This is a genomic window from Massilia sp. TS11 (assembly GCF_022012445.1).
GTDB lineage: Bacteria > Pseudomonadota > Gammaproteobacteria > Burkholderiales > Burkholderiaceae_D > Telluria.
The window spans coordinates 142,718-156,829 of record NZ_JAKLTS010000003.1 but is presented as its reverse complement, the minus strand read 5'-3'; the positions used below and the strand labels follow the sequence as shown (position 1 = coordinate 156,829).

At 65.6% G+C, this 14,112-nt stretch carries 12 protein-coding genes; 5 read left to right on the top strand and 7 right to left on the bottom strand.

Annotation, left to right across the window (positions count from 1 at the left end):
• Positions 1–38 precede the first annotated feature (38 nt).
• Complete coding sequence (locus LZ005_RS06225; RefSeq protein WP_237805779.1) at positions 39–1,352, top strand: hypothetical protein; 1,314 nt, start codon at positions 39–41, stop codon at positions 1,350–1,352.
• A gap of 2 nt (positions 1,353–1,354) precedes the next feature.
• On the opposite strand, the gene LZ005_RS06220 is transcribed toward LZ005_RS06225, so the two are convergent.
• The gene (locus tag LZ005_RS06220) at positions 1,355–1,942 is read right to left on the bottom strand and encodes a DUF1080 domain-containing protein (RefSeq protein WP_237805777.1); all 588 of its coding nucleotides are present in this window, start codon (positions 1,940–1,942) and stop codon (positions 1,355–1,357) included.
• A gap of 24 nt (positions 1,943–1,966) precedes the next feature.
• Here LZ005_RS06220 and LZ005_RS06215 point away from each other — a divergent pair, with 24 nt between their 5' ends.
• Positions 1,967–2,818 carry an alpha/beta hydrolase gene (locus tag LZ005_RS06215; protein WP_237805775.1) on the top strand — a complete coding sequence of 284 codons (852 nt, stop codon included), beginning with the start codon at positions 1,967–1,969 and terminating at the stop codon, positions 2,816–2,818.
• Between the two features lie 142 nt (positions 2,819–2,960).
• On the opposite strand, the gene LZ005_RS06210 is transcribed toward LZ005_RS06215, so the two are convergent.
• The 6 genes from LZ005_RS06210 to LZ005_RS06185 are packed head-to-tail and all read right to left on the bottom strand — an operon-like array spanning position 2,961 to position 11,926.
• Complete coding sequence (locus LZ005_RS06210) at positions 2,961–3,275, bottom strand: L-rhamnose mutarotase (protein WP_237805773.1); 315 nt, start codon at positions 3,273–3,275, stop codon at positions 2,961–2,963.
• Positions 3,272–4,453 carry a glycoside hydrolase family 105 protein gene (locus LZ005_RS06205; protein WP_237805771.1) on the bottom strand — a complete coding sequence of 394 codons (1,182 nt, stop codon included), beginning with the start codon at positions 4,451–4,453 and terminating at the stop codon, positions 3,272–3,274. Before LZ005_RS06205 ends, LZ005_RS06210 begins: the two co-directional genes overlap by 4 nt.
• 16 nt (positions 4,454–4,469) lie before the next feature.
• Entirely contained in the window at positions 4,470–5,810 is a 1,341-nt protein-coding gene (locus LZ005_RS06200) for a glycoside hydrolase family 28 protein (RefSeq protein ID WP_237805769.1), read from the bottom strand.
• On the bottom strand, positions 5,807–8,515 hold the full coding sequence (locus LZ005_RS06195) for a glycosyl hydrolase (RefSeq protein ID WP_237805767.1): 2,709 nt from the start codon (positions 8,513–8,515) through the stop codon (positions 5,807–5,809). Before LZ005_RS06195 ends, LZ005_RS06200 begins: the two co-directional genes overlap by 4 nt.
• Positions 8,516–8,525: 10 nt before the next feature.
• The gene (gene rhaI / locus LZ005_RS06190; protein ID WP_237805766.1) at positions 8,526–9,818 is read right to left on the bottom strand and encodes an L-rhamnose catabolism isomerase; all 1,293 of its coding nucleotides are present in this window, start codon (positions 9,816–9,818) and stop codon (positions 8,526–8,528) included.
• Positions 9,819–9,832: 14 nt separating this feature from the next.
• A complete protein-coding gene (locus LZ005_RS06185) occupies positions 9,833–11,926 on the bottom strand; it encodes a bifunctional rhamnulose-1-phosphate aldolase/short-chain dehydrogenase (RefSeq protein ID WP_237805763.1) in 2,094 nt (697 codons plus the stop codon).
• 2 nt (positions 11,927–11,928) lie between these two features.
• Between LZ005_RS06185 and LZ005_RS06180 the strand changes: the two genes are divergently transcribed.
• The 3 genes from LZ005_RS06180 to rhaS all read left to right on the top strand — a co-directional run bounded on the left by LZ005_RS06180 (position 11,929) and on the right by rhaS (position 14,090).
• The gene (locus LZ005_RS06180) at positions 11,929–12,111 is read left to right on the top strand and encodes a hypothetical protein (RefSeq protein WP_237805761.1); all 183 of its coding nucleotides are present in this window, start codon (positions 11,929–11,931) and stop codon (positions 12,109–12,111) included.
• A 120-nt stretch (positions 12,112–12,231) separates the two neighbouring features.
• The gene (locus LZ005_RS06175; protein ID WP_237805759.1) at positions 12,232–13,089 is read left to right on the top strand and encodes a DeoR/GlpR family DNA-binding transcription regulator; all 858 of its coding nucleotides are present in this window, start codon (positions 12,232–12,234) and stop codon (positions 13,087–13,089) included.
• Complete coding sequence (rhaS, locus tag LZ005_RS06170) at positions 13,086–14,090, top strand: rhamnose ABC transporter substrate-binding protein (protein ID WP_237805757.1); 1,005 nt, start codon at positions 13,086–13,088, stop codon at positions 14,088–14,090. Before LZ005_RS06175 ends, rhaS begins: the two co-directional genes overlap by 4 nt.
• The last annotated feature ends 22 nt before the right edge of the window (positions 14,091–14,112 follow it).

Below are 14,112 nucleotides of genomic sequence, written 5' to 3'. Positions count from 1 at the left end.
CGCACAATGCAGCGATTCCCCACTCACGCGCGCACACCATGAAGCATACCGTACGTACTTTGGCGCTGGCCGCCCTGCTGCTGGCCGCCCAGGCCCATGCCGGCATCGGCGCCCGCTTCCCGTCCGAGAAAAAGCTGGTCAAGGACCCGGTCACCGGCCTGACCCTGCACTTCCTCACCAGCCAGGCGCACGGCGACAGCAAGGTCTATCCGACCCACCCGCAATGGACAGCCGACGGCCAATGGGTGATCTTCCGCTCCGGCCTCGCGCGCGGCGAGGCCATGGCCGTGAATGAGGCCAGCGGCGACATCGTGCAGATCAGCGAAGGCGGCTACAACGGCATGCTGAATCTGTCGCGCCAGGCGATGAAGCTGGTCTATCTGCGCGGGCGCGGCGCCGCCAAGGAAGTCATCGAGACCGACCTGGCGCGCCTGCTCGCAGACAGCGCCGCCGGCACGCTGAAAAGCGCGGCCGACTACCAGCGCGTGGTGACGACCCTGCCGGCCGAACTCGATGCCGGTGGCGACACGGCCCTCGACGCCGACGACCAATGGCTTTACTTCCGCACCGCCCGCGCCTGGGCCGCGGCCCACCTCAAACCCGGCACCGCGCTGGCGCCCAACTACGGTCCGCGCAATATGGGCGCCGGCCCAAGCGCCATCGCGCGGGTGAATCTGAAGACCGGCGCAGTCGAACACGTGGTCAGCGTCGGCTTCCAGATCGGGCATGTGCAGACCAATCTATGGCAGCCGGGCGAAGTGGTGTTCTGCTGGGAGACGGGCGGCAAATCGCCGCAGCGCACCTGGACCGTGAAGGGCGATGGCAGCGGCCTGCGCCCGCTCTATCCGGAGGCGGACTTCGAATGGGTGACGCACGAAGCGGTGATCGGCAAGGACGAAGTGGCGCTGGCCATCATGGGCCACCGCACGATTCCGGGTGCGCAGCCGACCGTGGCCGGCGCCGCCACCGATGTCGGTGGCGCCAATCCGGGCCAGGACGCGGCCTGGGGTAACAACGGCACGCGCGAAAAGCCCAGCGGTCTGGCCATCGTCAACCTGCGCACGCGCGCCATGCAGATCGTCGGGCAGACCGAAAGCGGCAGCGGCTTCTGGCACGTGCACGGCTCGGCCGATGGGCGCTGGGCGGCGGGCGATGACTTCAACCGCAACCTCTATCTGATCGACCGCCGGACCCACGCGATGCGCCTGCTCACCACCGGCCACAAGACCACGGCGGCCGACCACATCCACCCGACCTTCAACGAGGCCGGCACCAAGATCCAGTTTCAGTCGGCCATGCTGTCGGCCGATGGCCGCACGATGAACATCGTCGTCATCGACGTGCCGCAATGAGCCTAGTCGAGCGGCGTGATCTCGATGCGGCGCAGTTCAAACGGCGTGCCCTCGAACTGGATGCCGACCCGGCCGCTGTCCGGGCTGGCCCCGGTCACGCGGTTCTGCGGCACGCCGTTGACGCTGACCTCGATGCTGCCGTCGCGGCAGACGATGTCGGTGCTGTTCCACTCGCCAGCCGGCTTTTCGCTATTCGCGCCCGTGCGCGCCTTGATGCGCGTGGTGCCGGGCGCGCTGGTCAGCGGCTCGTTGAAGCTGGCGCCGGCCATCGACAGCAGGTCGCCGGCGAAGCCGAATTTGGTCTGCACCTGCTGGCTCAGCGGCCAGGCGCCGTCCTTCGGCCCGCCGACGATGTGCAGCAGTACGCCGCTATTGCCGGGCTTCTCGGTCCAGCGCCATTCGACATGCATGCGATAGTTGCGGTAGCTTGCGCGCGAGGCCAGAAAGCCGAGCGGCTTGCCGCTGGCGACGATCACGCCGTCCGCCCGCTCCTGCGCCACTTCGGCCAGGGTCGAGGGGCTTGGCGACACCCAGTCCCAGCTGGACAATAGTCCGGCTGCCATCCACAACCCAGCCACGATATGATGCATATGAATTCCTTTCTGTTAGCACTTATGTTCGCATCCCAAACCGTCCTGCCGCTGTGGCCGGAAGGCGTACCCAACGCCAAGCCCGAACTCGGTCCCGAACGCTGGGACCAGGGGCGCGTGGCGAATATCAGCGAGCCCACGCTGAGCGTCTATCCGGCCGGCGTCGACCGCCCGAGCGGCACGGCCGTCATCATCTGCCCGGGCGGCGGCTACACCCGCCTGTCGGTCGAGCGCGAAGGCAACCAGTACGCGCAATGGCTGAGCAGCCTGGGCATCACCGCCTTCGTCCTCAAATACCGCCAGGCAGAATTCGGCCACCCCGCCCCGCTGCAGGACATCCTGCGCGCCGTGCGCATGGTGCGGGCCGAGGCCGCCAAGTATGGCATCAAGCCCGACCGTATCGGCGTGATCGGCTCCTCCGCCGGCGGCCACCTGGCGGCCACGGCCGGCACCCTGTTCGATCTGCCCGAGGGCAAAACCGGGCACCCGCTCGACAACGTCTCCGGCCGTCCCGACTTCCTGATGCTGCTCTACCCGGTCATCACGATGGAGCCGCCGGCCGTGCACGCGGGTTCGCGCAAGAGCCTGATCGGCAGCCACCCGACGCCCGAGCTGGTCCGGCTGATGTCGGTCGACAAGCAGGTCAACGAGAAGACGCCGCCGACGCTGCTGATCCACACCCAGGCCGACCAGGCCGTGCCGGTTGAAAACAGCATCCTGTTCTACCAGGCCCTGACGCGCCACCACGTCCCGGCCGAAATGTACCTGTTCGAAAAAGGCGGCCACGGCATGGGCATGAAAGCCGGCCTCGGCACCAGTTCCGACTGGACCCGCCGCGCCGAAGAATGGCTGCGCGACCACAAACTGATCCAGTAAGAAAAAATGGGGTCAGACCCCATTTTTCCGCCGAGATAAATGGGGTCTGACCCCGATTTAGTCCGAGAGAAAGGTTTTGGCTACACGAAAAATGGGGTCTGACCCCATTTTTCTGCTCGGATAAATGGGGTCTGACCCCGATTTAGTCGAGGTGAAACATTGGCTGGAGCGGCCACTCTTTGGGGCGGTTGCTGGGCTCGACTTCCATCAGCTCGGCCATGTGGTCCCACCAGCGCCGCATGATCGGATGCTCGGGCAGGCTGGCCAGGGTGTTGTCGGCTTCGACGCGCATCACGGCAAACAGGCTCAGGGTCTGCTCGTCGAGGAAAATCGAGTAGTCGTAGATGCCGGCATCGCTTAACAGGGCCGACAGCTCGGGCCAGATGGCGTCGTGGCGGCGCTTGTACTCGGCCACGTGGCCGGGCTTGAGCTGCATCTTGAAGGCACGCTGGTTCATGGGCGGCTCACCATGCGTTTCAGTTCGGCCGCGGCCAGCATGAAGCCGCCGACGCCGTAGTTGTAACTGGAACTCGGCTGGTACCAGGCTGGCTCGGCTCCGGTCTGCTGGATATTGCCCAGGCGGCCGTCGGCGTAGATGTTCGCCACCAGGTTCTTCCAGGCCTTGTCGATCACGGGCCGGTAGGTCTTGGCGTCGAGCAGGCCGTGGTTGATGCCGTACGCCATGCCGAACACGAACAGGCTGGCGCCCGAGGTCTCGGCTGCCGGCCAGGTCTCGGGATCGAGCATGCCGGCGTGCCAGGCGCCGTCCTTGTCCTGCAGCTCGGCCACGCGGGCGGCCATGTCCTGCAGCTGCTTGACGTAGAAACCGCGCTTGGGGTCGTCCGCTGGCAGCACGTCGAGCGTGCGCGCCAGCCCGCCCAGCACCCAGCCTTCGCCGCGCGACCAGAACACTTTCTTGCCATTGAATTCGCGCTTGCTCAGGTAGGCGACGTCGCGCGCATACAGGCGCTCGGCCGGATCGTACAGGGCGTCGTAGGTGCGCTGCCACTCGCGGTGCAGATAGTCGAGGTATTTGCGCTCGCCGGTGGCGGCGGCCATCTTGGCCCACACGGGCGGGGCCATGAACAGGGCGTCGCACCACCACCAGGGCTGGCGTTCGTCGCCCGGACGCAGGGTCTGCAACGGCAGCAGCGTGTCGAGGTGGCTGCGCGCGTTGGCGATGTACTCGGGCTTTTTGTCGATGAAGTAGAGCTCGAGATAGGTCTGGGCGATGGCGATGTCGTCGGCGTTCGGATAGGTGCCGCGCAGCTTCCAGTCGAATTTCTTGCCCATCTCGCGCATGGCGTCGCGGTATTTGCTGTCGCCGGTGGCCTCGCTGGCGGCCATGAAGCCGCTGTACATGACGGCGGCCGTCCACAGCTGGTCGAAATGCGGCTGGTGGCGCGCTAGCTGCCAGTCGGCCACTTTGCGCAGCACTTTATCGACGGCGGCCGGTTCGAGCGCGGCACTGAGATCGCTGGCGCGTGGGCCGGGGTTCTGCGGTGCGTCGCCGAAATGGCGTGAGGTGTCCTTGTCGATGATGGCTTGCATGGCCGGGGTCGGCTGGGGCGCGGCCTGGGCGCTGGCGGCCAGGCCCAGGCACAAGGCGAGGACGGCGGTTCGGATCGAGTTCATGGGTCTCCTGTTGGTCTTACAAGCCGGTCACGCTGGACTCGGGCGCCACCTGGACCGGGCTGCCGGTCAGCTGGATCTTGTTGTCGCTGAACTTCCAGTCGCGCACGTAGCGCAGGCTGCCGCCCTGCTCGGCCTGGATGTCGAGTTTGCTGAAGCTGAAGCGTTCGAGCGGGGCTTCGGGGAAGCCTTCGACTTCGAACACGGTACGGGCGCCGCGCGCTTCGATATTCCAGACCTGGACGTCGCGCAGGCGCGCCATGCCGCGCTCACGCGGGACCGGCGTGGCCAGCACTTTCCAGATCGGCGGCACCGGGTCGATGCCGTCGGGGATGCGCGCGTAGCTGTAGGACGGGTTCCAGTTCATCGTCACGCGGAACACCACGGGGATGTTGTTCAGCTTGATGTCGTGCAGGCGGATATCCTGGCCGAGCCCGCCCCGCGTGTGGGCCGACTTGAACAGGATGCCGACCGGCACCCGGCCCTCGACGGTGATGTTATAGGCTTCGATATTGCGGAAGCCGCCCGAGGTCTCGCTGCCGAAGGTCACGCCGGCCGCGCCTTCGCGCACCAGCACGTCGCGGATCACCACGTTTTCGGTCGGGCGGTTGACGCGCAGACCGTCGCTGTCGCGCCCGGCCTTGAGGCAGAGCGCGTCGTCGTTGACGCTGATATCAGCATGCTGGACCAGCACATTGCGCGAGGAATCGATGTCGATGCCGTCGGTCGAGGGGCCTTTGCCGTCTTCGTTATTGCGGATCGTCACGCCATCGACGGTCACGCCATCGCTGTAGACGAGCTGCACGGTCCAGAAGCCGGCGCGCTTGAGCAGCAGGCCACCGCCGAGTTTGACGTCGCGCGCATCGTACACCTGCACCAGGCGCGGGCGCTGGGCGTCGTAGTCGGCGGCCCAGCGCAGGCCGCGCGGCTCGTAGGCCTTGCGCAGGTCCCAGAAGCTTTGCCAGAACACCTTGCCGTCGCCGTCGATCGTGCCTTCGCCGGTGATGCTGGCATTGTGCTCGCGATAGACGTTGACCAGGGCCGCCGGCCAGCTGGTTTCGATGCCGGCGATGCGGGTCGGCATGACGGGGTAGTCCTGCAGGCGCTGCGAGCCGCGCAGGGTGGCGTCCTTGTCGATGCGCAGGGTGACGCCGCTTTTCACGAACACGGAGCCGGACAGGTAGGTGCCTTTGCTCAGCACGACGGTGCCGCCCTGCCCGGCCGCGCGGTCGATCGCGGCCTGTATCGCGGCCGTGTCGAGCGTGCTGCCGTCGGCGCGCGCGCCAAAGTCCTCGGGCCGGAAGTCGGCGCCCCAGGCGCTTGCGCTGGCCAGCGCGGCCAGCATCCACAGGGTTTTCATTCGGCCTCCGTCTGCAGCGTGACCGGGCCCAGCAGGCCGGACGGCTGCGGGGCGATCAGCTCGGTGTCCTGGGGGACGAAGCGCTGGCCATAGCGTGCCCACAGCAGGCGGTGGTCGAAATAGCCGCGCCCGGCCAGCACGTTCAGCGCCGAATTACCGACCTGGACCTCGATCGTGTTCTCGCCTGCCTTCAGCCAGGGCGTGATGTCGATCCGGTAAGGCGGCCGCCAGACGCTGCCGGCGCGCTGGCCATTGACCAGCACCACAGCCGCTTCGCGCACCGGGCTGTCGAGCATGGCGCGCATGCCGGCCGGTACCTTGGGCACAGTGTCGAGCGGGGTGCCCTGGCCGAAATCGAGCCAGACGCGCTTGCCCGTCGCCGCCAGCTGCACGCGCTTGCTGTAGCTGACCACGCCGGACAGATAGCGCGTGGCCGGGTCCTCGTGCCAGGAACCCAGCTTGGCCAGGTTCTGCTCGGGCTGGCCGGGGAAGCGCACCCGCCATTGCTGGCCGAGGTCCTGCAGCACGCGCAGGCGCTGGGGACCGGCGGCCTTGCCGCTGGTCGGCTTGTCGCTGAAAACCAGCACGCGCGACTCGTAGGGCGCCAGATCGAGCTGGGGCGCTGTCGCGGCCGGACTGATGGCGCCGCTGTGCGGGTCCCACCAGGCGGCGTAGCGGCCCTTGGCGCTGAAGCGGGCCTTGGCCTGCACCGGCCGGTTGCTGGTGTTGGCGATGAAATAGAGATCGCCGTCATCGAGCTTGCGGTGGATGAAGCCGATGGCGCTGGCGTTGGCGTCGAGCTGCATGTCGGGCTGACTCAGCGCGGCCACGGCCTGGCCGACCTCGGCATCGCTGGCCACCACGCGCACACCGGGCAGCTGGATCAGACGGGCCGTGATGGCGGCCGTCTCCTGCGAGCGGCGCGCATAGTCGCGGTAGCCGGGCGCCAGCCGCGGCTGGCTGCCGACGATCAGCAGCTTGCCGCCCTGCTTGACGTACTGTTCGATCTTCAGCAGCACCTCGGGCGCCAGGCGCGTAACGTGCGGCAGCACCAGCAGCGGGTAGCGGATGCCGAGGCTGGCCACCGATTCGGGATCGACGTAATCGATATTGTGACCGGCGTCGAGCACTTGCTCCATCAGCGTGTTGCTGACGAATTTGTGCATCTCGGCCGAGACGGAGACTTTACCGAGCGGCATCTCGGCATAGGCGTCGTGCACGGGCAGCAGCACGGCCACATCATTGGCCGGCTGGCCCTGGCGCAGCAGATGGCTGACGCGCGTCAGGTAAGCGTTCACGTCCGGCATCACGTTCCACCACGGCAGATGGTCGTTGAACACGGCGGCGGCGTAGAAGCTGTAACCGGGTTCGGGCGTGCCGGGCGGCGTGTAGGGCCAGCCGTGGGCGATGAACTGGTTCACGCCCGACAGGAACATGCGGTCGGCCTCGGCCTTCATGTCGAGCGGCGTCGCTGCGAACGAGGGCGAATGCAGCCAGGTCCAGGTTTCGGCCGAAATCACATTGCGGCCATACAGGTGGCCGGCCGAGGTGGCCCAGCGCGTGAACGAAAAACTGCGGAACTGCGGTCCCTCGCCTTCGGGCAGGGCCACCAGGCGGTTGGACGACATCGTGACCGCCGGCTCGCCATAGGTCTGCGAGCGGAAACGCGTTCCATGCGCCTTGGCAAAGGCGTCGATCGGGCTCAGGTAGCGCTCGTTCACCAGCTCGGTCTGGGTCTGCACCCAGTCGTGCCGGATGGCGGCGGCCTGCTCGTTGTGGATGGCGTCCAGGTTTGGCAGCAGCGGACGCAGGTCATAGCCGCGGCGTTTCTGGAACTCGGCCAGGAAGTCGTCGCTCCAGTCGGTGCCATACACTTCCAGGCTGTCCGAGAAGACGGCATACGGCGGCTTGTCGCCAAAGGCTTTCAGCAGCGGCTCGGCCACGGTCTGCAGATGGTGCTGGACGGCCGCGCTGCTCAGGTGGTCGAGCACGAAGCCTTCGGCATTGATGGCCGGGCGCTTGACCTGCTGGCCCGTGCGGCTGGCCAGGTAGAACACGGCCACGCGCGCCTCGCTGCTGGGCGCAATGGCCGGGCGGGCGTCAGGGCCGAGCTCCTTCAGCTGGAGCTGGCTGCCTTCGTATTTCTTGGCGCTGCCCGGGCCGATAAAGCTGGCCAGCAGGCGCTCGCCGCTGCCGATCACGGGCGCGGCCACGCCAGTGGCGCCGGGCGGAATGTCGACCGCCACCACGCGCAGGCGCGAAGCGGCCATCTGCACCGGAATATGCGGGCCGCCATACGGCCAGCCGGAGCCGAGCGTGATGTCGACGCGCAGGCCGAGCGCATGGGCTTGCTCGTTGGCGAAGCCGACGTTTTTTAGGAATTCGGGTGACAAATAGCCGGTGTTGCGGATGCCGCGCGCGGGATCGTCGAGCTGCATCGGGTACACAGGCTGAATTTCGAAACCGCCGAAACCACCGGCGTGCATGGCGCGGATTTCGCGCGCCAGTTCGCCCTGCTCTTCGGCCGGACCAAACCACCACCAGCGCACGAGGGTGCGGGCGTCCTGCGGTGGCTTGGCCAGCGAAGCGGCCGCCTCTGCCACGCGGGTGGCGGAAGCGGCCGTCGAAGCCAGGGACAGGGCCGCGGCCACCAGGGCGGCGGCCACGGACAGGCGGCTTGCGCCGCCGCTGTGCTGGGCCCCCATCGTGGCGGACTCAGACGATACCGGAACCGGAGGTGCCGGCCTTGGCCGGGCGCTCCTCGGCGCAGCGGGCGCGATAGCCGCTGGCGCGGTAGCAGGCCACCGGATCGATCGCCCCGCCATTGCGCAGGCGCGCCATGGCCAGAATCGGGCTGACATCAGTACGGAAGGCGGCCTTCAGGGTCTGGGCTGCCTGCAGCGCATCATTGCTCTGCTGATAGGCGCTGAGGGCGGCGCGGTCGACCAGCGCGGCCTGGACGGCGGCGCGCTGCACTTCCACGGCCGACTGCATCAGGCTTTCGATCGGATCGGTCACGTTATGCGACTGGTCGAGCATGAAGGCCGGACGGAAGCCCGGATCGCGCTCGCCCGCGTCGACCAGCTCGTTAAACACCAGGAACAGCTGGAAGGGATTGATCGAGCCCGAATCGAGGTCGTCGTCGCCGTACTTGCTGTCATTGAAGTGGAAGCCGCCGAGCTTGCCAAACTGGGCCAGGCGGGCGACGATCATTTCGATATTCGTGTTCGGCGCGTGGTGGCCGAGGTCGACCAGGCACTTGGCCTTGGGACCGAGCAGCTGGGCCACGGCAAAGCTGGTGCCCCAGTCGGCGATCGTGGTGCAGTAGAAGGCCGGCTCGAACAGCTTGTGCTCGATATACATCTGCCAGTCGTCCGGCAGGGCCGCGTAGATCTGCTTGGCCGACTCGATATAGCGCTCGAGCGCGCCGCGCAGATTGTGCTGGCCGGGGAAGTTGGCGCCATCGCCGACCCACACGGTCAGGCCCTTGGAACCGAGCGTCTTGCCGACTTCGATGCAGTCGATATTGTGCTGCACGGCCTGGGCGCGCACCTTCGGATCGGTGGCCGTCAGGCTGCCGAACTTGTAGGTCTCGGCCTGGCCGGCCTGGTCCTGGAAGGTGTTGGAGTTGACCAGGTCAAAACCGAGGCCATAGCTGTCGGCCACGTCCTTCAGGGCCTGCGGGTCCTGCGGCAGGTCCCACGGAAAGTGCAGCGAGACGGTCGGCGTGGCGCGCGTCAGCTGGTGGATCACGCCACAATCGCGCATCTTTTCGAACACGTCGCGTGGCTCACCCTTGCCCGGGAAGCGGGCAAAGCGGGTGCCGCCGGTGCCCACGCCCCAGCTCGGTATGGCCACGGCGAACTGCTGGGCCACGCGGACCAGCTGTTCAATATCCTGGCCGCGTCGCGCCAGCACCCCGGCCAGCGCGTCGAAATCGGCCTGCAGCGTCTCCTGTGCCCGCGCGTTGTGCTCCTGCACACGTGCGGTGTCTATCGTTGTCGTCATCATCGTCCTCTTGCTTAACGGGTGAAGGCGGCAGCGTTGCCGGCGTCCACATTCAGGATATTACCCGTGCTCTTGCCGGCCTTCTCGGACGCGAAGAAATACACGGCTTCGGCGATGTCTTCCGGCAGCACGCTGCGCTTGAGCATCGAACGGTTGCGGTAGAACTCTTCCACGTCCTCGGCGCCGATCTTGTTCGAGGCGGCGCGCTCTTCCTTCCACTTGCCGTCCCAGATGCGCGAGCCGCGGATCACGGCGTCCGGATTGACGACATTGACGCGGATGCCGTGCGGCGCGCCTTCCAGGGCCACGCAGCGGGCCAGGTGGATTTCGGCGGCCTTGGCGGTGCAGTAGGCGGCGGCGCCGGCCGAGGCGACCAGGCCGTTCTTGGAGGCGACAAACACCATCGAGCCGCCGAGCTTTTGCTTGAGCATCATCTGGAAGGCCGTGCGCGAGGTCAGGAAGTAGCCTTTGACGAGGATGTCCTGGTTGCGGTTCCAGACCTCGAGCGTGGTGTCCTGCAGGGGCGCCGAGGACGCGATCCCGGCGTTCGAGATCAGCTGGTCGCAGCCGCCGAACTGCAGGGCGGTGGCGTCGAACACGGCGAGCACGTCCTCTTCGCTGGTGACATTGCCGGCCACGGTGGCCACATTGTCCTTGCCGGCCACCTTGACCAGTTCGGCCTTGGCGTCGTCGAGGGCGGCGGCGTCGATATCGGTCAGCATGACGCAGGCGCCTTCGCTCAGCAGCTGACGGGCGACCGCGCGGCCGATGCCGCCGGCGCCGCCGGTGACCACGGCGATGCGGCCGGCCAGGCTCTTCGGCTTGGGCATGCGCTGCAGCTTGGCTTCTTCGAGCAGCCAGTATTCGATGTCGAAGGCTTCCTGTTCCGGCAGGCCCACGTATTTGTCGACGCCATTGGCGCCGCGCATGACGTTGATGGCGTTGATGTAGAACTCGCCGGCGATGCGGGCCGTGGCCTTGTCCTTGGCAAAGGACAGCATGCCCACGCCCGGGATCAGATAGATGACCGGATTCGGGTCGCGCATGGCCGGGCTGCTGGCGCGCTTGCAGCGGTTGTAGTAGGCGGCGTAGTCGGCGCGGTAGGCTTCCAGGGCGGCCTCGAGCTTGGCGTCGAAGTCGGCGTCGGCCAGATCAAAATCGATCACCAGCGGACGGATCTTGGTGCGCAGGAAGTGGTCGGGGCAGGAAGTGCCGAGCGCGGCCAGGGCCTTCAGGTCCTTCGAGCAGACGAACTCGAGCACGGTATCCGTGTCATTGAAGTCGCCGAGCTTGAACTCGTCCTTCGAGATTTTGCCGCGCAGCACGGGCATCAGGCGCGCAGCGAGGGCGGCGCGCTGTTCACGCGCCAGCGGGGCCGACTGCTGGCCGCCGAAGGCCGGCTGGCGTGCGTTCGCCGCCAGCCAGGCTTCAGCGCGCTGGATGATGGCAATCGTCGTTTCGTAGCAGGATTTGGCGTCATCGCCCCAGGTGAACAGGCCGTGGCCTTCGAGCACCAGACCCTTCCAGTGCGGATTCTCGCGCGAGGCCGCTTCCAGCTTCAGGCCCAGGTCATAGCCCGGACGCTGCCACGGCAGCCAGCCCAGCTCGCCTTCGAAGATTTTCTCAGTCAGGGCCTTGGAATTGGCGCAGGCGGCAATCGCGATCACCGAGTCCGGGTGCATGTGGTCGACATGCTTGCGGTCGATATAGGCGTGCAGCGGGGTGTCGATCGAGGCGGCGCGCGGGTTCAGGTTGAAGGTGCAGTGCGGCAGATAGGCGACCATCTCGTCTTCGTGCTCAAGGCCGCGGTAGCGCTGCTTGAGGGCCTGCAGCTTGTCCATGTAGAGGGTCGAAAAGCCGTCCAGCTTGATCGAGCCGAGGTCGCCACCCGAGCCCTTCACCCACAGCACTTCGGTCTGCGCGCCGGTGAGCGGATCTTGCATCATGATCTTGGCCGAAGTATTGCCACCACCGAAATTGGTCACACGCAGATCAGAACCGAGCAGGTTTGAGCGGTACAGCAGCAACTGGGGTTCGCTCAGGGTCGCGGCCAGCGCGTCGTCCCATCGGGATGCAATGGGTTCCTGGGCGGTTTTAACAGAAGTCATTCGTGTCTCCATTCGGTGTAAGGGGATGTCGCAACAGCGCTGCATCAACTGGAGACAGTAAAAAACAGGGGCTGATGAGCGTCAAGGCGGAAGCAATCAAACTGGCGATTGAATCAGAAATAATCAATCACTTGATCACCAATCAAGTTTTGCACCGCACAATAATCAAACAATCAGTCATTTGATCATTTGTTGATTGACGTTAAATCGTGCGGCGCATACTCTGAGCAAACCCGAAGGCACCGGCACAGGTGCAGGGCAAAGCCGCTCACAATGATCAACGAAGCGGCACCAGGAGACACGAAGTGATCAATCATAACCGACGTAAGCGGCTCTTGAAGCTGCTGGCGGAAAACCAGTCCGCCACTGTTCCCCAGCTTGTTGAATGGCTCAATGCCTCCCCCGCCACTGTGCGGCGCGACATCGGCTGGCTGGCCCAACGCAATCTGCTGACCCGCACCCGGGGCGGCGCCGAGCATCTGCAGCAAAAGAAGCGCAACTTCGCCCTGCAGAGCGAAACTTTCCAAAATAACATCCACAACAATGCCGAGGCCAAGCGCGCAATCGCCCGCTGCGCCGCGAACATGTGTGTGGATGGCGAAACCATCATCATCAATGGCGGCACGACCACCTACATGATGGTCGAGTTCCTGGTCGATAAGCAGCTCAAGATTCTGACCAACTCCTTCCTCATGGCCGAGCGCCTGCTGGTGTCGAGCGATAACGAGATCATCATCCCCGGCGGCAAGGTCTACCGTGAGCAGAATGTCATTCTCAGTCCTTTCGACAATGACATCACCCAGCACCACTATGCGTCGAAGATGTTCATGAGCGTGTATGGCATGAGCCTGCTGGGCCTGATGGAAGCCGATCCCCTGCTGATTCAGGCCGAAAAGCGTCTGATCAGCCAGGCCGAGGAATTGATCGTGCTGGCCGACTCGTCCAAGTTCGTGAAGAAGGTCGGCCTGATTCTGTGCGGCCTGAACCGCGTGTCGACGGTGATCACCGATACGCGCGCCACTGACAATGCCGTGCAGCTGCTTGAGCAATCCGGGGTCAACGTGATCACGGTCGAGCCCGAAGCCATGCCCTACCCCCAGGCCATGAACCACCCGCGTGACTTTGCCCACCACGACTCTATGGAAACGGAGATCCTTGAATGAACGTCCTGAAAACCCTGGCCACCGTCATCACCGCCGGCGCCCTGCTCGCCCTCGGCGGCTGCGCCCAGAAAACGGACAAGGTCAAGATCGCCATGGTGGTCAAGAGCCTGGGTAATGGCTTCTTCGACGCCGCCCACGAGGGCGCCAACGAAGCCGCCAAGCAGCTCGGCAATGTCGAGATCATCTTCACCGGCCCGACCACGGCCAGCGCCGAAGGCCAGATCGAGATCGTCAATTCCCTGATCAGCCAGAAGGTCGATGCGATCGTGATTTCGGCCAACGACCCGAACGCCCTGGTGCCGATCACCAAGAAGGCCATGGCGCGCGGCATCAAGGTGGTGTCCTTCGACTCCGGCATCGCGACCGAAGGCCGCCTGATGCAGCTGAATCCCTCGAACGCCGAGCTGATCGCCTCCAAGCAGCTGGAGATGGCGGCCAGCGCCATCGGCGGCAGCGGCGAGATCGCGATTCTGTCGGCCTCGGCCCAGGCGACCAACCAGAATCTGTGGATCGCCACGATGAAGAAGCAGCTCGAGACGCCGCAGTTCGCGAACCTGAAGCTGGTCACCGTCGCGTATGGCGACGATCAGTCCGACAAGAGCTACCGCGAGGCCATCGGCTTGCTGCGCGCCCATCCGAACCTGAAGGCCATCATCGCCCCGACCACGGTCGGCATCAATGCGGCCGGCAAGGCCGTGGTCGATGAAAAACTGGTCGGCAAGGTGTTCGTCACCGGCCTTGGCCTGCCGTCTGAAATGGCCGGCCATGTGAAGTCGGGCGCGGTCAAGGAGTTTGCGATCTGGAATCCGATCGACCTCGGCTACGCAGCCACCTATGCCGCCTATGGCTTCGTGAAGGGCAGCAACCAGGCCAAGGCCGGCGCCCAGATCGACGCGGGCCGCATGGGCAAGATCGCCCTCGACGCCAACACCGAAGCCGCGCTGGCCCCGCCCTTCGTCTACAACAAGGATAACGTGGACAAGTTCGCCAAAATCTTCTGAACTTGCCCCTGCTTGATTGATT

What these genes read in the sequence shown, in the direction of transcription:
- LZ005_RS06215 (WP_237805775.1), top strand. Translation starts at nt 1,967, where the DNA reads ATGTTCGCATCCCAAACCGTCCTGCCGCTGTGGCCGGAAGGCGTACCC.
- LZ005_RS06200 (WP_237805769.1), bottom strand. Translation starts at nt 5,810, where the DNA reads ATGAAAACCCTGTGGATGCTGGCCGCGCTGGCCAGCGCAAGCGCCTGG.
- LZ005_RS06195 (WP_237805767.1), bottom strand. Translation starts at nt 8,515, where the DNA reads ATGGGGGCCCAGCACAGCGGCGGCGCAAGCCGCCTGTCCGTGGCCGCC.
- rhaI (WP_237805766.1), bottom strand. Translation starts at nt 9,818, where the DNA reads ATGACGACAACGATAGACACCGCACGTGTGCAGGAGCACAACGCGCGG.
- LZ005_RS06185 (WP_237805763.1), bottom strand. Translation starts at nt 11,926, where the DNA reads ATGACTTCTGTTAAAACCGCCCAGGAACCCATTGCATCCCGATGGGAC.
- rhaS (WP_237805757.1), top strand. Translation starts at nt 13,086, where the DNA reads ATGAACGTCCTGAAAACCCTGGCCACCGTCATCACCGCCGGCGCCCTG.
- LZ005_RS06210 (WP_237805773.1), bottom strand. Translation starts at nt 3,275, where the DNA reads ATGAACCAGCGTGCCTTCAAGATGCAGCTCAAGCCCGGCCACGTGGCC.
- LZ005_RS06225 (WP_237805779.1), top strand. Translation starts at nt 39, where the DNA reads ATGAAGCATACCGTACGTACTTTGGCGCTGGCCGCCCTGCTGCTGGCC.
- LZ005_RS06220 (WP_237805777.1), bottom strand. Translation starts at nt 1,942, where the DNA reads ATGCATCATATCGTGGCTGGGTTGTGGATGGCAGCCGGACTATTGTCC.
- LZ005_RS06205 (WP_237805771.1), bottom strand. Translation starts at nt 4,453, where the DNA reads ATGAACTCGATCCGAACCGCCGTCCTCGCCTTGTGCCTGGGCCTGGCC.